The organism is Dactylosporangium maewongense (assembly GCF_039531485.1).
GTDB classification, from domain to species: domain Bacteria; phylum Actinomycetota; class Actinomycetes; order Mycobacteriales; family Micromonosporaceae; genus Dactylosporangium; species Dactylosporangium maewongense.
The window spans coordinates 51,113-69,175 of sequence record NZ_BAAAQD010000038.1; the positions used below are offsets into that span (position 1 = coordinate 51,113).

General features: G+C 69.8%; 17 protein-coding genes and 1 pseudogene. 6 read left to right on the plus strand and 12 right to left on the minus strand.

What is annotated here, in order from left to right:
- Nucleotides 1-133 precede the first annotated feature (133 nt).
- From ABD332_RS52655 to ABD332_RS52680, 6 genes are all read right to left on the minus strand, one after another.
- Nucleotides 134-577 (minus strand): DUF1931 family protein, encoded by a 444-nt coding sequence (locus ABD332_RS52655; RefSeq protein WP_344513400.1) that lies wholly within the window; start codon nucleotides 575-577, stop codon nucleotides 134-136.
- 191 nt (nucleotides 578-768) lie between these two features.
- The gene (gad, locus tag ABD332_RS52660; RefSeq protein ID WP_344513402.1) at nucleotides 769-2,172 is read right to left on the minus strand and encodes a glutamate decarboxylase; all 1,404 of its coding nucleotides are present in this window, start codon (nucleotides 2,170-2,172) and stop codon (nucleotides 769-771) included.
- A gap of 227 nt (nucleotides 2,173-2,399) precedes the next feature.
- Nucleotides 2,400-3,437 carry a hypothetical protein gene (locus ABD332_RS52665; protein ID WP_344513404.1) on the minus strand — a complete coding sequence of 346 codons (1,038 nt, stop codon included), beginning with the start codon at nucleotides 3,435-3,437 and terminating at the stop codon, nucleotides 2,400-2,402.
- Between the two features lie 145 nt (nucleotides 3,438-3,582).
- Nucleotides 3,583-4,143: a DsbA family protein gene (locus ABD332_RS52670; protein ID WP_344513405.1), complete on the minus strand. Its 561-nt coding sequence runs from the start codon at nucleotides 4,141-4,143 to the stop codon at nucleotides 3,583-3,585.
- Nucleotides 4,144-4,497: 354 nt separating this feature from the next.
- Nucleotides 4,498-4,932 (minus strand): thioredoxin, encoded by a 435-nt coding sequence (gene trxA, locus ABD332_RS52675; protein ID WP_344513407.1) that lies wholly within the window; start codon nucleotides 4,930-4,932, stop codon nucleotides 4,498-4,500.
- 175 nt (nucleotides 4,933-5,107) lie between these two features.
- Entirely contained in the window at nucleotides 5,108-5,959 is an 852-nt protein-coding gene (locus tag ABD332_RS52680; RefSeq protein WP_344513409.1) for an aldo/keto reductase, read from the minus strand.
- Between the two features lie 107 nt (nucleotides 5,960-6,066).
- Here ABD332_RS52680 and ABD332_RS52685 point away from each other — a divergent pair, with 107 nt between their 5' ends.
- From ABD332_RS52685 to ABD332_RS52695, 3 genes are all read left to right on the plus strand, one after another.
- The gene (locus tag ABD332_RS52685) at nucleotides 6,067-7,491 is read left to right on the plus strand and encodes an NAD-dependent succinate-semialdehyde dehydrogenase (protein ID WP_344513411.1); all 1,425 of its coding nucleotides are present in this window, start codon (nucleotides 6,067-6,069) and stop codon (nucleotides 7,489-7,491) included.
- A gap of 234 nt (nucleotides 7,492-7,725) precedes the next feature.
- Nucleotides 7,726-8,853, plus strand: coding sequence for a baeRF10 domain-containing protein (locus tag ABD332_RS52690; RefSeq protein WP_344513413.1), 1,128 nt, complete (start codon nucleotides 7,726-7,728; stop codon nucleotides 8,851-8,853).
- 117 nt (nucleotides 8,854-8,970) lie between these two features.
- Nucleotides 8,971-9,543: a YflT domain-containing protein gene (locus tag ABD332_RS52695; protein WP_344513415.1), complete on the plus strand. Its 573-nt coding sequence runs from the start codon at nucleotides 8,971-8,973 to the stop codon at nucleotides 9,541-9,543.
- 107 nt (nucleotides 9,544-9,650) lie between these two features.
- Here the strand turns inward: ABD332_RS52695 and ABD332_RS52700 are convergent, their stop codons facing one another.
- Entirely contained in the window at nucleotides 9,651-9,800 is a 150-nt protein-coding gene (locus ABD332_RS52700; RefSeq protein ID WP_425552433.1) for a hypothetical protein, read from the minus strand.
- A 96-nt stretch (nucleotides 9,801-9,896) separates the two neighbouring features.
- On the opposite strand from ABD332_RS52700, the gene ABD332_RS52705 reads away from it, so the two are divergent.
- The 3 genes from ABD332_RS52705 to ABD332_RS52715 all read left to right on the plus strand — a co-directional run bounded on the left by ABD332_RS52705 (nucleotide 9,897) and on the right by ABD332_RS52715 (nucleotide 13,130).
- Nucleotides 9,897-11,003 (plus strand): hypothetical protein, encoded by a 1,107-nt coding sequence (locus ABD332_RS52705; protein WP_344513417.1) that lies wholly within the window; start codon nucleotides 9,897-9,899, stop codon nucleotides 11,001-11,003.
- Nucleotides 11,004-11,392: 389 nt separating this feature from the next.
- Nucleotides 11,393-12,553: a glutathione-independent formaldehyde dehydrogenase gene (locus ABD332_RS52710; protein WP_344513419.1), complete on the plus strand. Its 1,161-nt coding sequence runs from the start codon at nucleotides 11,393-11,395 to the stop codon at nucleotides 12,551-12,553.
- A gap of 1 nt (nucleotide 12,554) precedes the next feature.
- On the plus strand, nucleotides 12,555-13,130 hold the full coding sequence (locus ABD332_RS52715; protein ID WP_344513421.1) for a type 1 glutamine amidotransferase domain-containing protein: 576 nt from the start codon (nucleotides 12,555-12,557) through the stop codon (nucleotides 13,128-13,130).
- Between the two features lie 108 nt (nucleotides 13,131-13,238).
- Here the strand turns inward: ABD332_RS52715 and ABD332_RS60325 are convergent.
- The 5 genes and pseudogenes from ABD332_RS60325 to ABD332_RS52740 all read right to left on the minus strand — a co-directional run.
- Nucleotides 13,239-13,386, minus strand: a pseudogene (locus ABD332_RS60325) (IS5/IS1182 family transposase); the annotation flags it as partial.
- An 18-nt stretch (nucleotides 13,387-13,404) separates the two neighbouring features.
- Nucleotides 13,405-13,680: a DUF2795 domain-containing protein gene (locus ABD332_RS52725; protein WP_344513423.1), complete on the minus strand. Its 276-nt coding sequence runs from the start codon at nucleotides 13,678-13,680 to the stop codon at nucleotides 13,405-13,407.
- A 583-nt stretch (nucleotides 13,681-14,263) separates the two neighbouring features.
- Nucleotides 14,264-16,345, minus strand: a complete 2,082-nt coding sequence (locus tag ABD332_RS52730) for a heterodisulfide reductase-related iron-sulfur binding cluster (RefSeq protein WP_344513424.1) — start codon at nucleotides 16,343-16,345, stop codon at nucleotides 14,264-14,266.
- Entirely contained in the window at nucleotides 16,342-17,292 is a 951-nt protein-coding gene (locus ABD332_RS52735) for an electron transfer flavoprotein subunit alpha/FixB family protein (protein WP_344513426.1), read from the minus strand. The genes ABD332_RS52730 and ABD332_RS52735 overlap by 4 nt, the downstream gene beginning before the upstream one ends.
- Nucleotides 17,289-18,053, minus strand: coding sequence for an electron transfer flavoprotein subunit beta/FixA family protein (locus ABD332_RS52740; protein WP_344513428.1), 765 nt, complete (start codon nucleotides 18,051-18,053; stop codon nucleotides 17,289-17,291). Before ABD332_RS52740 ends, ABD332_RS52735 begins: the two co-directional genes overlap by 4 nt.
- Between the last annotated feature and the right edge of the window lie 10 nt (nucleotides 18,054-18,063).

Genomic DNA, 18,063 nt, shown 5'->3' on the forward strand with positions numbered 1-18,063 from the left:
GGGATGCGAGCTACCCGGAGCCTTGCCCGCGAACCCCTCGTCCCGCGTCAGAGGTCCGGGTGCATGATCACCTTGGTCCTGCCGCGCTCGCGCTTGTCGAAGCGCTCGTAGCTCCGGGGCCCGGTGCGGTAGTTCAGAGCAGTAGGTTGAATATCCGCAGCGCCCGCTCCCACTGTGCGGTCTGCGGGTTCTTCAGATCCGGCTCCATGATCTTGAAGGTACGCGCGAGCGCGACGCTCAGGCCACCGACGATGTCCGGCAGCCGGCGCTCGGCGTCCTCGCCGAGTGCCAGGTCCAGCGGCGGCCGGGCGGTGAGCGTGTCCAGGATGGGGCGCAGCTCGATCTCCTCGTCCAGGTGCCGGAACTCGTGGATGCACTCCTGCAGGCCCTTCGTCACCGGTATGTCGTGGGCCGCGATGACGTCACGACCGTTCGCCTTCGCCTTCGCCTGTGCGATCAGCAGCAGGTCGTAGACCTTCTCATCGACGAAGTCTCCGTAGCGTTTGAGGTCGCTCTTGTCCACGTCCAGGCTCGCCGCCGCCCGGAAGAAGCGCTCAAACCGATCAATGGCTACCACCGGCATCGCGGTACCTCCTGTCCTGTCGGGTTCTCCGGTGCTACCCGCAATCGGGCCGCGCATGCCGGCAGGTCATCGGCTCAAGACGCCCTCACCTGCCTCGAGCAGAGCTGGTCAGCCCCTACCGGCTTCTGTTCACGTCCTGAACGCCCGCAACCCGATCGAGGCCTACCGGAAGCTCCCATCCGTGATCAATGGGGGCCGGCGCCGTGCGCGAACGACACCGACTCCGGGCCGTGGACCGGGGCGGCCTGCCGCTCCAGCCGGCGCAGCGCCCGACGCAGGTCGCTCAGCAGCAGGCCGGCCAGATCGTGGCTGAATCCGTTGCGCACCACGATGCGCAGCACTGCCAGGTCGGTGCGGTGCTCGGGGAACGTGTACGCCGGCACGATCCAGCCGCTCTCACGCAGCGCCAATGAGACGTCGAACACGCTGTACGCGGTGATGTCCTTGCGCAGCGTGACCGCCAGCACCGGCAGCTCGTCACCCCTGGTGAGCACCCGGAACGGCCCCAGCCCGGCAATCCGGTCCGCCAGGGTCGTCGCGATGTCCCGGCTGTAGAGCTGCACTCTGCGATACCCCTCGAAGCCGAGGCGCAGGAAGTTGTAGTACTGCGCGACGACCTGCGAGCCAGGACGGGAGAACGTGAGCGCGAACGTCGGCGTCTCGCCACCCAGATAGTTGACCCGGTACACCAGATCCTCCGGCAGTGCGGCGGCGGCGCGCCAGACCACCCAGCCGAGGCCCGGACAGACGAGGCCGTACTTGTGCCCGGACACGTTGATCGAGGCGACCCTGGGCAGCCGGAAGTCCCAGTCCAGGTCCGGGTCGCAGAACGGCGCGATCATCCCGCCGGACGCGGCGTCGACGTGCACCGGGATGTCCCATCCGGTGCGCCCGTGCAACTCGTCCAAGGCGGCGCAGATTTCCGCGACCGGCTCGTAGCTGCCGTCGAATGTGGAGCCCAGGATCACCACCACGCCGATGGTGTTCTCGTCGCAGTGCTCCACCGCAGCGGGCCCCGACAGATGGAACCGATCCCCCTCCATCGGTACCAGCCGAGCGTCCACGTCCCAGTAGTTGGCGAACTTCTGCCAGCAGACCTGGGTGTTGATGCCCATCACGATGTTCGGCCGCTCGGTCGGCAGTCCGGCGGCCTGGCGCGTACGCTGCCAGCGGCGTTTGAGGGCCAGTCCACCGAGCATGCACGCCTCGCTCGAACCGGACGTCGAACAGCCGGGCGCCTGCCCTGCGTCGGGGGCGTGCCAGAGCCGGGCCAGCATCCGTACGCAACGGGTCTCGAGATCGGCGGTGCGCGGGTACTCGTCGCGGTCGATCATGTTCTTGGTGAGGCTTTCGGTCGCCAGCCGAGTGGCCTCAGGCTCCATCCAGGTGGTGACGAACGTGGCGAGGTTGAGCCGCGGGTTGCCGTCGAGCAGCAGCTCGTCGTGGACCACCTGGTAGGCGACCTGTGGGTCGAGCTCGGTGTGCGGCAGCCGGTCCCGCGGGATCCGGACCGGCTCCCGGGTGAACAGCGGGTTCACCGAGAGCTCCGGTCGCGGGGCCTTCCGTTCGTACTCGGGGCGTGACGACATGTCCTGGCCTCCTGTTCGCTTCTGCGCTCTCGCTTCAGCGCTGCAGTGCCACGTCGATCGCAAGCAGTCCGTTGGTCACTGCGGAAATATGGAGTGGCTGTGCCTGCCGCGGCTCGACTCGCCGAGCAGCACACCGCATCGGTGGACTGCGGTGATTCCCCGGAGGGGAACCGGTAGGAGGGTGCTCTACCCGGCCGGTACACGGCCATGCGGTCGGCACGGCCCGCTCAGCTCTGGCGCTCATCGATGACCTCGTCCGGCTGGTAGAGGTACGCCGCCTCCCGGACCGACTCGTCGCTCTCCAGGCCTGCGCCGAGTGCGCCGCCGATCGTGGCCACCGAGCACGCCAACCAGGCGATGGCCAGGAAATCACCAGTGCCGGCCGGACGGCCGAGCGCGTCGGTCAAGCCGGCCTCGGGGACCAGCAGCAGGACGCCGCCGAGCGCCAGTACGAACAGCGCCAGATACAGTGCGAGCACACCGATCACCACGGTCAGCACGGTGACGATGTTGAACAGGATCACCTGCTCACCTGCGGGCGACCTGCCCGTCGCACCCGACGGTGTGCGCTCCCACAGCGAGGCGCCCACGATGATGGTCACCACGACCGCGAGCACCGCACCGGCGCTGAGCAGGAGCAGCCGCACCCGGCTGTACTCCACCGCGAGCCGCCAGATGTCGCTGGTGACCAGTGCGAAAACCCCGGCGGTGATCGCCGCGACGAGCGCCCTCGACAGCCCGATCGTCAGCCGCCACGGCCGATTGGCGCGCAGCATGCCGAGCAGGAGGCGCAGGTTTCCGGTCACCACACCGGCGACCAGACCGATGCCGCCGTGGTCGGCCCGTGGCGGCCCGCCGAACTGGCGGGCGGTGCGTTCGTCGTCACCGGCGAGCAGGGCGGTGACGAGCCGGACGATCGTCTCGCGCGCACGGCCGGCGACCGCGATCGGACCGAGCGCCGGAACGGACAGTACCGCGACCGAATGGGTTGCGCTGGCGTGCGCGACAACCGGCCTCCGGGACGTCTGCAACGGCAGATCGGTCAAGCACACCGTGAGCTGCCAACCCTCCTGCAACATGCGACGGCGGGCGGCGTCGATCAGCTGTGACAGCTCCGCCGGGCGATCGACCAGCCGATCGATGATGACGCGAACGGTCCACGCAACGCCCGGCGAACTCCTGGCGAGCATGTCCGGCAGCTGGTCGACGACCTGGCCGGCCAGGTTCGCGGCCGGTCCGGGTGACGCGACCAGCCCGACGATCACCGGGTCAGCCTCGCGTTGTCGCGGCGGGCCTGCCCGTGCCGGGCATACCGATACCCGCGTTCATCCAGCATGGCCGCCATCTGACCTCGCACTCCGGACCGGTGACTCCACGGTGGGTTCCGCTCCGTGGCTGGCGCAGCCGGCGTCAGCGTTCGGCGTCAGCGGCGGCCTCGTCGACGGCGAATTCCAGTTCCTCCAGTGAGTAGCCGCCGTCGTGCCGGTCGCCGTTGATGAAGAACGTCGGCGTGCCGTTGACCCCGCTGTGGACCCCGCCGACGAAGTCCGAACGGATCTTGTCCAGGTACTGGTGGCTGCGGATCGCCCCGGCGATCGCCTCGTCGTCGAGCCCTATGGCCGCGGCGCCCGCGAGGATGGTCATCGTGTCGAGCTCGTCCTGGTGTTCGAAGAGCCAGTCGTGCATCTGCCAGAAGCGGCGCTTGCTGCCGGCCGCCTCGGCGGCTTCCGCCGCCATCTCCGCGGACGGGTGGACGTTCGTCAGTGGGAAGTGCCGATACACGAACCGGACCGCGCCCTGGCGCCGGTGCAGCAGCTCACCGACGATCGGATGCGCCATCGCGCAGTACGGGCACTGGTAGTCGCCGTACTCGACGAGCGTGACCGGCGCGTCGACGGGGCCGAGCGTGTGATCGCGTTCGCTGACCGGCACGACGAGCCGGGCACTCGCGCTCTGCAGTGGCGTTGTCATGGCGTCTCGTCCTCCTGCTCATCTCGGCGCGCCTGGTTCGCCTCGCGGCGCCCCGCAGCCCTCGTCCCCTCGACATGGCAACAATCGTCGGCGCGCTTCGGGGCCACCGAATCACCCTCTCGAGGTGGGCGGCCCGCCGCCACACCAGCGGTACACGAACGTGCGGCAACGAGCGTCCGCCCAGGGCGACCGACCCGCACCGTGGACGACGGCGAGCTCTCGTCCGAACCTGCCGGGTAAGCCAGCCTGACCCGATGCCAGTAAAGGAACGACCAGGACGCGCGGCCCGTTCACTGGTCAGCGCTCGAAACCGACGTCCATCGCGTCCTGCAGGGCACCTGGCCACCCGAGTGATCAGCGGATGCCCGCAAGGGCCGTGTCGGCCCATTGCCGCAACACCGGCGCGGGCGCGGCGCCCGACTTGCGCGCCAGGACCTTGCCGTCGTGCATGATCAGCAGCGTCGGCACTGCCTTCACGTCGAAGCGTCGGGACAGCGTCGGAGCGGCGTCCACGTCGACCTTGACGAGCTTCAGGTTGCCTGCGAGGTCCCGGGCGACCTGCTCCAGGGCGGGCGTCACCATGCGGCAAGGCCCGCACCAGGTCGCCCACAGGTCGACCACCACCGGGAGGGCCGACTGCTCGGCCACTGTGGCGAACGTGGTGTCGGTCGCGTCGGCGATCCACGGCAGGGGCTGATGGCAGTTGCCGCACCGCGGGACTCCGGGGGACGCCGCGGGGACGCGGTTGCGGCGCCCGCAGTGCGAGCAGACAACGATCTCACCGCTCATGCGCGGGGCCTACCCGGAGTTGTGGCGGTCATGCAGGTATGCGCCAACGTCAGATCCCCGGCACGGCGACACGTTTCGCCTGGTCACGCGTCGGCACGATCTGCCAGTCACGGCTCCTGGGGAAACGAGGACCGGCCGGGTGCTCGTCACGGGAAGCCCGGCGCGGTGGTCGAGGTCAGAGCACCTCGAGCGGAGTGGGGCCGTCCGGCGGCGGGAACGCGCGGTCCAGATCGGCGAAGTCGTCGGCGGTGAGTCGCACATCCAGGGCGGCACGGTTCTCCGCGGTGTGTTCCGGATGGGCGGCCTTCGGGATCGTGGTGATCCCGTCCTGGCGGATCACCCAGGCCAGCGCCACCTGTCCCGGGGTGACGCCGTGCCGCTCGGCGACGGCGATGACCGCCGGATGGCGCAGGACGGTTCCCCGGTGGTCGAACGGCGCGTAGGCCATGACGGTCAGCCCGGACCGCTGGCACGCCGGCAGCAGATCCCACTCGATGCCGCGGCGGGCCAGGTTGTACAGCACCTGGTCCGTCTGCGCCGCGTGGCCGTCAGGCACCGCGGTGGCCTCTCGCAGGTCGGTGGTGTCGAAGTTGCTGACACCCCAGAACCGGATCTTGCCCTGCTGCTGCAGGGTCGTGAACGCCTCGACGGTCTCCTCGACGGGTACCGGGCCGGGCCAGTGCAGCAGGTACAGGTCGATGTGATCGGTCCGCAGCCGGTGCAGGCTGCGGTCGCACGCCTCGATCGCGCCCGCCCGGTCGGCGTGCTCCGGCAGCACCTTCGTCACCAGGAACACCTCGTCGCGGCGGTCGAAGACCACGTCACCGACGAGGCGTTCGGCGGCGCCGTCGCCGTACATCTCGGCGGTGTCGATGAGGGTCATCTCCAGGTCGAGGCCCAGCCGCAGCGCGGTGAGCTCCTCGTCGCGGCGCATCGGGTCCTCACCGAGGCCCCACGTCCCCTGTCCCAGCACGGGAATCTGTTCGCCGGCCGGCAGGTCCACCATCCGCGTGCTCAACGTCTTCATTGCGGCGCACTACCTCGGCCCCGGGCAGGCAAACCCCAAGCCGGTTCAGACGGTGCTCGCAGGGTAGCAGTCATGGTCCCCCGACCCGTTGCGCGAGGGAGTACCCCATGTCTACGTCCTCGGCTGTCCGGCACAGCCCGATCGCCACCGTCAACCCCTACAACAACCAGCTCGTCCGTGAGTTCCCGCCCATGAGCCGGGAGGCCGTCGACAACGCGGCGCAGCGCGCCCACCACGCGTTCCAGTCCTGGCGCCGGGTCGGCGTCGACGAACGGGCCGCGTTGGTCGGCCGGGCCGCACGGCTGCTCCGCGAGCGCGGCGAGGAGCTGGCCCAACTGGTGACGCTGGAGATGGGCAAGCTCATCGGGCACAGCCGCGCCGAGATGGACCTGTCCGCGAGGATCCTGCAGTACTGCGCCGATGAAGGGCCCGGGCTGCTCGCCGACGAGCCGTTGGAGCTCGACGGCGGGTCGGCCGCCGTCGTCAACGATCCCCTGGGTGTGATCGTGGGCGCCCAGCCGTGGAACTTCCCGGTGTACCAGGTGGTGCGGTTCGCCGGACCGAATCTGGTGCTGGGCAACACGATCCTGCTCAAGCACGCGAGCAACACCCCGCAGTCGGCGCTGGCCATGGAGCGACTGTTCACCGACGCGGGGATACCGCAGGGGGTGTACACCAACCTGTTGATCACCGGCTCCGAGGTCGATCGCGTCGTGGAACTCGACGTGGTGCGCGGGGCATCGCTGACCGGCAGCGAGCGCGGCGGCGCCAGCGTCGGGGCCGCAGCCGGGCGCGCCACGAAGAAGAGTGTCCTGGAGCTGGGCGGCAGCGATCCGTTCGTCGTCCTCGACGGCGACAACCTCGAGCACACCGTCGATGCGGCCATGGCGGGGCGCATGCACAACATGGGGCAGAGCTGCGTGAGCGCCAAGCGGCTGATCGTGCTGTCAGGCGCGTTCGACCGGTTCGTGGCCGCGCTTGCCCAGCGTATGCGCGTGCTGCAGCCCGGCGATCCCGCGGACGAGGCCACCACGCTGGCACCGCTGTCCTCGGATCGCGCCGCCGACAAGCTGTCGGACCAGGTCCTCGATGCCCTCGACAAGGGCGCCATCGCGGTCGTCGGTGGCGGTCGGGTCGATCGCCCCGGCGCATTCATGCAACCCACGGTCCTCGTCGGTGTCACCCCGGCGATGCGCGCCTACCACGAGGAACTGTTCGGTCCGGTCGCCGTTGTCCATCAGGTGGACAGCGATGACGAGGCGGTCGCGCTCGCCAACGACTCGCCCTACGGCCTCGGCGGTGCCGTGTTCGGCAGCGATCTGGAGCGGGCCCGGTCGGTCGCACACCGGATCGACAGCGGGATGGTGTGGATCAACCACCCGACGTCGTCCGAGCCGCACCTGCCCTTCGGCGGCATCAAGCTGTCCGGGTACGGACGGGAGCTGTCCTCCGTCGGCTTCAAGGAGTTCGCCAACCGGAAGCTGGTCGTGACCATGCCCGCGGACACGCCCATCACCGACGCGCTCGGCTGACCGCAGCCGCCCGGCGCCGCTCATCCATTGCACGTCCGGGAATCATGAGGTGCGAGCTGCTCCACCCGGCGCGCCGCGCTCCGGACGTGGGCTGGAAAGCCGCACGACAACTGACCCGGATCTTCCGTCGCAGTGCGCGGCCGCAGGCGCGGTTAGGCGGTGCCGATCCGGGTAGCAGCGCCGAGTTCCCCGCGCGACCCATGCCGCGCTGTCCCATACCGGAGGGACCTTCGCATGATCTCCCAGGACGTCGTCAACCGCATCATCCGGTTCCAGGGTGGCCGCTTCCCGGTGATCTCGATGTATGTCGGGATCGGGCCGGACAAGTCCGCTCCCAGCCAGGTTGCGAGCCTGCTGCACCAGATCAAGCCGCTGAGCGAGGACATGGCGCTGGAACACGACGTACGGCTGTCGGTACGGGCCGATATGCAGCGCATCGACGAGCTCGCCCACGAGGAACGGCTGCAACCCGGTGGCCTCGGCATCTTCGCCAGCGGCGGCAACGGACTGTTCGAGCAGGTCTCGCTGCCCCGGCCGGTCCGAGACCGCATCGTGGTGGACGCGACGCCGTGGGTCCGCCCGATGCTGGCGGTCCTCGACGAGTACCACCGCATGTGTGTGGTGCTGGTGGACAAGGCCTGGGCGCAGGTCTGGGAACTCTACCTGGGCGAGATGCGGGAAGTCACCCAGATCAAGGACCCGGCGCTGCGCAAACCCAACTTCGCCGCCGGCAGGGCGGAGTACCGGGTCCGCAACAAGGCCGACGAACTGAGCAAGCACCACTACCGGCGGGTCGGCTCCGTGCTCGACGAACTGCTGCGTACCGAAGGATTCGACGTGGTCGCCCTCGGCGGGCATCCGCACGAGATGACGGCCGTCACCGGGTTCCTGTCCCGCGACGTAGCCTCCCGGGTGGCCGGAACCTTCACCGTCGACCCGGACACCGCGACCGCAGCCGACATCCGGCGCAGCGCCGAGGCCATCATGGAACGCTACGAGCGCCAAGAGGAACAACGGCTGGTCGACGAGATCTTCGAGGCGGTCGCAGAAGGCCGGCCCGCCGCGACCGGGCTGGAGCCGTGCCTCTGGGCCGGCTCCGTGGCCGCCGTGCAACAGCTCGTGATCGACGAGGGTACGGCCGTTCCCGGCGTGGTCTGCGACGAGTCCGGCTGGCTGGGTACCACCGGCCGGCAGTGCCCGCTGTGCGGGCAGCCCACCCGGGAGACCCCGGACGTCCTCGACGAGCTGGCCGAATTCGTCATCGAGGAGGGCGGCGCGGTGGAACACGTCGCGGACAACCCGCAGCTGCGCCCGCATCGTGTCGCGGCGGCACTGCGCTTTCCGCTCCCGCCGCGTCCGTAACGCTGACCGGCGCCGCCCCACGCTGACAGAGCGTGGCTGTCCCATCCGGACCGACCAGCCATAGGGCACGGGGGCTCAGGAGATCGGAGCTCAACCCCGGACCGGCAGGAGGACGACATGACCTACCCGAACCGCAGCGCATCCAGCCTGCGCAACAACGACACCGTGCCACGGGGGCCGTCAGGCACCCGCCCGGCAACCCACGACGACAACACCGCTGACAGGCGCGACGGCACCGGACGGGCAACCATAGCGGTCGCCAGCTACCCCGACTACGCCCGCGCACAACGCGCCGTCGACTTCCTCTCCGACAGCCAATTCCCGGTCGACCGCGTCCGGATCGTCGGCTCCGACCTCCGACTGGTCGAACAGGTCCACGGCCGGATGACGACCGGCCGGGCGGCACTCGCCGGCGCCGGCACCGGCGCATGGTTCGGTCTGCTGATCGGTATCCTCTTCGGCGCGTTCGCCGTCGGCGCCTGGTGGCGGGTCCTGGTCTTCGCGGTTGTCGCCGGCGCGGTCTGGGGCGCCGCCTTCGGCGCGCTCGCCCACGCCATGACCCGGGGACAGCGCGACTTCACTTCCACCCCCACACTGCAAGCCGACAACTACACCATCACCGTCGACGCCGACGTGGCAGACCAGGCCCGCGAGATGCTCAGCCGGCTGCCGACAGACTCACCCAGATAGTCCACCTCCGCGCATGCGACCTGTCGGATGACCCTTGACGCGGAAGTCCTCCGCCCGGGCCGTCCGGGTTCGCCGGACGGGCCGGGGGTCGCATTCACCGGCTTGCCTCACGGCACGAAGACGGTCCGGACGCAGCCGTCCTTCTTGTCCTTGAAGATGTCGTAGCCGGTCGGACCCTGTTCCAGCGGCATGGTGTGAGTCGCCAGGTGCTCGGTCTTGAGCTTGCCCTTCGCCATGCGGTCCAAGACCTCAACCAAGACCAGCCGGTGAATGTGGACAGCCCCCCGCATGTCTCTCCCGTGACCGGGTAGTCGGACGAGTGATCTCGGTCGGCAGACGAGTGAGGGGTATCGATGGCCACCATTGCTCGGCGTCGTCCGGAGATCGTCGTCGGCCTGGTGGCGACCCCGCCGGACTACCCGGCCCAGGTGGTTGCGCGGCTCGCCGCCGAGCTGGCCGATCGGCTCGCCGAGCGGGTGGACGCGGAGGTGCTCTGGACCGTCCGGGAAGGGTGGGGTGACGTGGCGCCGCGCCGCGACGGCGGCGTCGAGGCCCTGATCGACGATCTTGGTCGCCGTTGCGCCGATGCCCGGTGGGACGTCGCGATCTGCCTGACGGACCTCCCGCTGTACAGCGAGCGGGTGCCGCTTGTCGCGCACGTCTCCGCTCGGCGACGGGTTGCGGCGGTGTCCTTGCCCGCGCTGGGACTGTGCCAGCTCCGCGCGGTCCGCGCAGCCGTCCCGGATCTCGTGAGCCGGCTACTCACGGATGCCTCCGACGACCGGGTGTCGCCGGCCGGCTGGGCGCCGGCCGAACTGACCAGCCGGGTTGCCGCCGTCCGCCGCGTGGTGGGCGAGGAGACCGCGGAGCTGAGTTGCCTGGCTTCGCCGCTGACCGGCCGAATCCGGCTGGTGTCCGGCATGGTCCGGGCCAACCGCCCCGGGCGCGCCCTGCTGGGCCTGTCCAAACTCCTGGTCGGCGCCTTCGGCTCGGCCGCGTTCGCGCTCGCCTCGAACACCATCTGGAAGATGGGCGACGCACTCGGCGGACTCCGCCTCACCGTGATCATGCTGGTCGGGCTGACCGCGCTGGTGACCTGGCTGATCGTCGCGCACGACCTGTGGGAGCGACCGGACGAACAGACCCCGGCCGAGGTGGCCCGGCTGTTCAACCTGGGCACCGTCATCACGCTCACCCTGGCCACCACGGTCTCCTACCTCGTGCTGTTCACCGGCACAGTCCTCGCCGCGGGGCTCCTGATCGACACGTCGGTGCTGCGACAGGCCCTGCAGCGGCCGGTCGGTCTCATCGACTATCTGACACTCGCCTGGATCATCAGCTCACTGGCCACCGTCGGCGGCGCGATCGGCTCCGGGCTGGAGGACGAGGACACGGTGCGGGCCGCCGCGTACGGCTACCACCCCGAGCCCGGCGGCTGGCGGGACGAGAAGGACGCGTAGTCCCAGGGCCGGCGCCGGACGGATGCCGCGTTGGGCCGCCGCGTTCGCCGGGCGGCCCAACGCGGGTGCCCGTCAGGGCTTGAGCCGGCGCAGGTCGTCGTCGGTCCACCGCGTCACCCATGTGCCGGGGCGCGTCATTCCAGCCACCAATACCCACCGCGGTGTCACCTAACCGAGCGCGTCCGTCCTGATCACTCGCTGTAGGTCAGGCCCTCGACGTGGCGCAGAGCCACCATTGGCCTGCAGCACGGTCACGGAGCCGCCGGACCGCAGCCAGATCGGTTGCACAAACGCCGATACGGGCACGGGGCGATTCGCTTCGAGTATGTACTGAGGATCTCGGCCCAGGTCCGGAGCCGAGGGAGGCATCGACGAACGGGGAACGCCTAATGAAGGCAGTAGTGTACGAGGGGCCGCGGCAGGTCAGCGTCAAGGATGTGCCGGACGCGCGGATCGAGCGGCCGACCGACGTCCTGGTTCGCATCACCTCGGCGAACATCTGCGGCTCGGACCTGCACATGTACGAGGGCCGGACCGATTTCGAGCGGGGCCGCTGGTTCGGGCACGAGAACCTGGGTCAGGTGGTCGAGGTCGGCGGCGGCGTCGACAAGATTCGGGTGGGCGACTGGGTCGTCCTGCCGTTCAACATCTCGTGCGGACACTGCAAGAACTGCGAGCGGCAGCTGACGAACTACTGCCTGACCGCCCAGCCGGAGCCGAACATGGCCGGCGCCGCGTACGGCTTCGCCGACATGGGCCCGTATGGCGGCGGGCAGGCGGAGCTGTTGCGCGTGCCCTGGGGGGACTTCAACTGCCTGCGGCTGGGTGAGGACGCCGAACAGCGCCAGACGGACTACGTGATGCTGGCCGACATCTTCCCGACCGGGTACCACGCCACCGAGATGGCCGGCGTGCAGCCCGGTGACCAGACGGTCATCTACGGCGCGGGCCCGGTCGGGCTGATGGCGGCCCTCTCGGCGACCATCCGCGGGGCGAGCAAGGTGATGGTCGTCGACCGGCATCCCGACCGGCTGCGACTGGCCGAGTCGATCGGCGCGATCGCCATCGACGACTCGAAGGTCGATCCGGTGCAGGCCGTTCTCGACGAGACGATGGGGCTGGGCGCCGACAACGGCTGCGAGTGCGTCGGCTACCAGGCGCACGAGCCCAACGGCGAGGAACACGCCAACCTGACGATGAACCGGTTGGTCGCCTCGGTCCGCTTCACCGGGAAGATCGGCAACGTCGGCGTCTTCGTACCCCAGGACCCCGGAGCCAACGACGAGCTGGCGAAGCAGGGCAAGCTCGCCTTCGACTACGGCATGTTCTGGTTCAAGGGCCAGCACATCGGCAGCGGCCAGGCGCCGGTCAAGAAGTACAACCGCCAGCTGCGCGACCTCATCGTCGCGGGCAAGGCCGAGCCGTCCTTCATCGTCAGCCACGAGCTGCCCCTCGACCGCGCGCCGGAGGCCTACGAGCACTTCGACAAGCGGGACAAGGGCTGGACGAAGGTCGTCCTGCACCCGGCGATGGCAGGGGCGGGTGCGTGACATGGCTGGAGTGCTGAACGGACGCCGCGTCGCCATCCTCGCGGCCGACGGGGTGGAGCGGGTCGAGCTGGAGCGGCCGCGGCAGGCGCTGGAGGACGCCGGCGCTCACACCGCCGTCGTCTCCATCGCCACCGGCGAGATCCGGGCCCGCGACCACGACCTCGACGATGCCGGTACCTTCACGGTCGACCAACTGGTCGGCACGACTTCGATCGACGACTACGAGGCGCTGCTCCTGCCGGGCGGGACCGTGAACCCGGACAAGCTGCGGATGGAACCTGCCGCGGTGCGGTTCGTCCGGGACTTCGTCCAGTCGGGCAAGCCGGTCGCTGCCATCTGCCACGGCCCGTGGAACTTCGTCGAGGCCGACGTCGCGCGGGGTCGCCGGCTGACCTCGTGGCCGAGCGTGCGCACCGACCTGCGCAACGCCGGTGCGGAGGTGGTCGACGAGCAAGTCGTCACCGACGGCAACATCACCACGAGCCGGTCGCCCGACGACCTGCCCGCGTTCTGCGAGCGCATCGTGCAGGAGTTCGCCAAAGCCCCGGCGTCCGCCGGAGCTGCACGCCGGGCATGAGCTCGTCGATCGTCCGCGACCACGTCGGCGCGACGCGAGCGCGGGGGCGTGCACCTGTCGCCCCCGCCGCCCGTCGCGGCGGGGGGCGATGGTTCGCTCGACGGCCTACCGGTAGATGCCGACGCCTGGGCCGTGAGGTGTGCCGCGGCGGGCGATGTGGGCGGACGGCGTTGCGGTGCTTGTGGTGGTCGTAGCCGCGGTCGGCGAAGAGTTCGGTCGGTCGTCGCCTGCAAGGGTCCCGCGGCGCCCTACCTCGCCGGACGCCGCGGCGGTGTTACGGCCCGGGCCGGCGCAGATACTCAGCAACGTTCTGGTGCTTGCGGTCGCGGGCCTTCGCCGCCTTCTCCGCGGCCGTCTCCTCGGCGATCGGGGTCTTCGCGGAGCGCCCGACCTCTTCCTTGTTGCGATACACGACCGGTGGCATCCCACGGATCGCCGCGAGGACGTCGGGTGGTGCGCCCTCCCGTTCCGCCTCCCGCAGCAGCGCCTCCCTGTCCGCCGGGTAGTCGGCCGCGTTCAGGTATCGCAGTACCTCCTGCGTCGTAGCCATGTCTGGTGCGCTACCCAGGAAGGGCCGCCCAACACCGATGGGGACGATCGGGCCGCGTATTCTTCGCGCCCGGTGCCGATCGGCCACGCGGGAGGCACGGCACCCTAGACCGCGGGTGGGCTGAATCGATGTCGTAGTCGCGACCACAGGATCGCCAGCCGGCCAGGTATGACCGGTCGGTTCTGACTGTGGTCGTTCGGTGTCGACTTCGCAGACGCCGGTGTCGGCCGTCCCGGCCGGTCGTCTCGCCAGTGTTCAGCGAGCGTGTTCAGCGCGTCGCGGCGTTCCTCCCACCGGTGGGCGAACGCGCCGAGCTCACGCAACGCTGCACTGGCGGCATTCCGGTCCGGCCGGTCGTCCGCCAGGTGCCACCTCCGAACCGTGGGATCGCCACGCCCGTCGGACGGCGGCAGCCTTGTGCCACATTACCGCAGGTGGGGTGCCCTGACGACGGGTCAGGCGGCGGTGGCGATGACCGCTCGAGCGGGCGTGCACCCCACCTGAGGCGTACGCACGCGCCGGGTGGTGCGTGTCCACGCACCACCCGGCGCTGTCGAGTGCACGAGCGCCGACCGCGTCGCGCTCAACCCGCGGCGGTCACCGCCTCGGCGACGTCCGTCGGGACTCGAGTGGCCGCCAGAACGAGCTCGGAGATCTCCCGGAGCACGATGACGTCCGAGTGGCCCGAGGTTTTTATGGCGTCCTCGTACATCGTCACGTCCTTGGGGCACGCGCAGATGAAGTAGTCCAGATCGCCGAGCGCGACGGCCTCGTCGATGCGCTGTTCGCTCGGCCGGCGACTGCCGGGCTCCGCCGTCTCCTTCATCCAGATCCGGCCGCCACCCGCTCCGCAGCAGAAGCTCTTGCTGCGGTTGCGCGGCATCTCCACCAGCTCGATCCCGCAGCGCTCGATGAGCCGGCGTGGCTCATCGAAGATCCCGTTGTAGCGGCCGAGAGCACAGGGGTCGTGGTACGTGCCGCGCCGGCCGAGCGGGTTGACGATGGACAGGCGACCGTCTTCGATCAGCTCCAGGAGCATGACCGAATGGTGCGTCACCTGCTCCTTCTGCCACGGCGCGCCCAGCCGCGGGTACTCGTTGCGCAGTGTGTTGAACGAATGCGGGTCACTGGTCAGGATGCGGTTGAAGGTGCAGGACGACAGGGTACGGATGTTGATGGCGGCCAGGTTCTGGAACAGGCTCTCCTCGCCCGCCCGCCGCACATCATTGCCCGCGGTGCGCTCCTCCTCGTACAGGATCCCGACGTCGACGCCCGCCTCCAGCAGAAGCCGGGCCAGAGCCTGGGTGTTGCGCTGGTTACGGGCGTCCAGGCTGGCGTAGTCACCGACGTACCACAGCACATCGACCGGCTGCTTGCGCGCGTCGGGCAGTTCGAAGTCGAGGGTCTTCGTCCACCGCGCACGCTTGCGCTTGGACTCGCCGAAGCTGTTGCCGTTCTTCTGGATCGAGGTGAGCACGCCGGCGAGGGAGGCGTCGACCTCGCCGGCCTCGACCAAGCCCCGGCGCATCTGATTGATGATCGGTACGTGTTCGATGCCGACCGGGCACACGTCGACGCAGGCGTTGCACTGCATGCAGGACCACAGCGTCTGCGGTGCGACCACCTCGGGAACCAGAACGTTCAGGTTCCCGAGGCTCTGCGCCTCGCGGAGGTCGAGGATGAGGTCACGGGGCGACAGCGGCATCGCCGAAGCCCGTGCGGGGCACACCTCGTGGCACTTGCCGCACTTGGTGCACGCGTCGAGATCCAGCCGGTGGGTGGTGGTGAAGTCCTTCAGCGTCGCGTACCCGGTCTCGGGCGCGGCGGGCAGCTCGCGGCTGACCGTCTCGCTGCGTGTGGCGACCCCGGCGGCCCCGGTGAACATGTGCATCGCCTTGGTGAACGGCACTGCGGCCACGAACGCGAGTGCGACGAGGCCGTGTGCCCACCAGGTGCCGAGCCGCAATCCGTCGGCGACGCCGGGACTGAGTCCCGCGTCGTGAAGGCCCGCGCCGAGCGCGTAGCCGATCGGCGACCACACCTCGAACGGAGGCGGGTCGATCGCGATGCGGAGGGCCTCGAGCAGGAACCCGCTGCCGCCGAGGAAAATCAGCGACCACAGGAAGACCCAGTCGTCGAGCCGGTAACGAGCCCGCTTGGCCGACACCGGCCGGCCGTCCACACGGGAATAGTCCAGCCGGACTCCGCGGGCAGCGGCGCGCCGGACAGCGAAGCCGACGAGGCCGACGAGCATCGCCGCGCCGAAGACGTCGAGGAACAGCGAGTAGCCCTTGTAGAAGGGGCCCACCCAGAAGTCCCAGCCGAGCGGGGCGGTGATGTGGTCGTTGATGGCGAGGATCGTGGTTCCGGCGAACAGGACGATGAAGCCGTAGAAGACCCCCGCGTGGGCCAGGCCGACCAGGCCCGCTCGTCGCCCGATCCACGCGTGGGTCAGGACGACCTTGAGCATGCGGCCGGGGCGCAGCCGGGTACCACGCCCCCTGTTGACCAGGTAGCGGCGGAGGAGCCGGAGGCAGCCCCAGACGAACACCACGATCGAGGCGGTGGAAAGCACGTAGAACAGCACCACCTGCCATGTGGCGAACCCCTGGAACGTGTCCCGGGTCGCCTCCCCCGCCGGCGGCGCGGAGAGGATGGCAGTCACCACAGGGCCTCGAGTTCGTCGGCGACCTCGAAGATGTCCGCGACGGATCCCAGATCGGCCACCTCGAAAATCGGCGCCTGCGGGTCCTTGTTCACCGCCACGATCTTCTCGCTGCCCTTGATCCCGGCGATGTGCTGGACGGCTCCGGAGATGCCGAACGCCAGGTACAGGCGCGGCTTGACGGAGACCCCGGACTGACCCACCTGGCGGAACTTCGGCATCCACCCGGCGTCGATGAGCGGCCGCGAGGCAGCAAGCGTCACGCCCATCTTGTCGGCCAGGGCTTCGAATCGGGCGACGTTCTCCTGCTCCCCGACGCCACGCCCGATGGCCAGCACGATCTCGGCCTTGGTGATGTCGAGGTCCCCTGCGGGTGGGTTGACGAGCTCGACGTTCTCGATCCTGCTCGCGGTGCCGGGTGCACTCACTCTGGCCACTGGCGGCGGCGTATCGGCGGGACCCGACGGCTGCCACACGGTCGGCCGCAACAGCAGGAACGCCGAACCTGCCGGGAACTCGAGCTCGGCCTCGACCTTGCCACCGTAGAAGGGCCGCCGGGCCACCAGCTGGTCACCGTCGAACTCGCAGGCGACCACGTCGCTGGCCAGGCCCAGGCCCGCGGTCAGCGCGACCTGGGGCGCAACGGACATGACGTTGGCGGTGTGGCCGGCCAGTACCGCCGCCGGGCGGCGCTCGTCGATGACGTTTCGCAGCGCCGCCGCGACCTCGTCCGCGTTGAACTCGGCCGAGCCGGCCCGCACCGCCAGCACCTCGTCGACCCCTTCGAGAGCGACGGCGTCCGTCAGGATGTCGGGCGAGGCGGCGATCACGACGACCACCAGCCGCTGGTTGTTCTGCTTCAGCTCACGGCCGGCGGTCACCGCCTGCCGCGTCACGTCGGACACGACGCCGCGGGCGTGCTCCGCCAGCACCAGGATGTCGTTCACTTGGCTGCCCCCCGGACAAGCTCGGTGATCTTCGCGGCGATGGCCGCCGCGCCGCCGTTGACGATCTCTGCCCGCGCGGCCGGCGGGAGGACCATGCGCCGGATCCGGTATCCCGGCTCCCCCAGGTCGTCGAGGTCGGCGTCGACGACTTCGATGTCCTGTTGCTGGGCCTGCTGCAACGCCCGCAGCGTGACGTACCGCGGCTCGGCGATGCCGGTCTGGATGCTCAGCACCGCCGGGCCGCTGATTCGGATCACATCGACGACGCCGCCTTCGAGCTCTCGCCGCACGAGCGTCGTGCCGGCCGGTTCGCGGTCGATGCCCGTGACGACCGTGGCGCACGGCAGGTCCAGGACTCCGGCCAGGGCCGCCGCCGTCGTGCCCTGTGCGGCGTCCGCTGACTGGGCGCCGCACAGCACGAGGTCGACCCCGAGCGGACGGATCGCCACGGCGAGGACCCGGCCGACGGTGACCGGGTCCACGAGTCCCTCGGGATCGGACTCGACCCGAACGGCGTGGTCGGCGCCCATGGCCAACCCTTGCACCAGGACCTCTTCGGACTCGTCGTCACCTGCGGTGACGACGACGACGCGTCCGCCGCCGGCCTGATCGCGCAGTCGCAGCGCTTCGGCGATCGCGGCGGCGTCCCATTCGTTGAGCCCGTAATCCAGGTAGTCGGGGTCGACGCTACGCCCGTCATCGGTGAACTCGATGTCGTCATCCGTGGTGCCGACGCGCTTGATGCAGACTGCGATGTGCATGGCTTTTTCT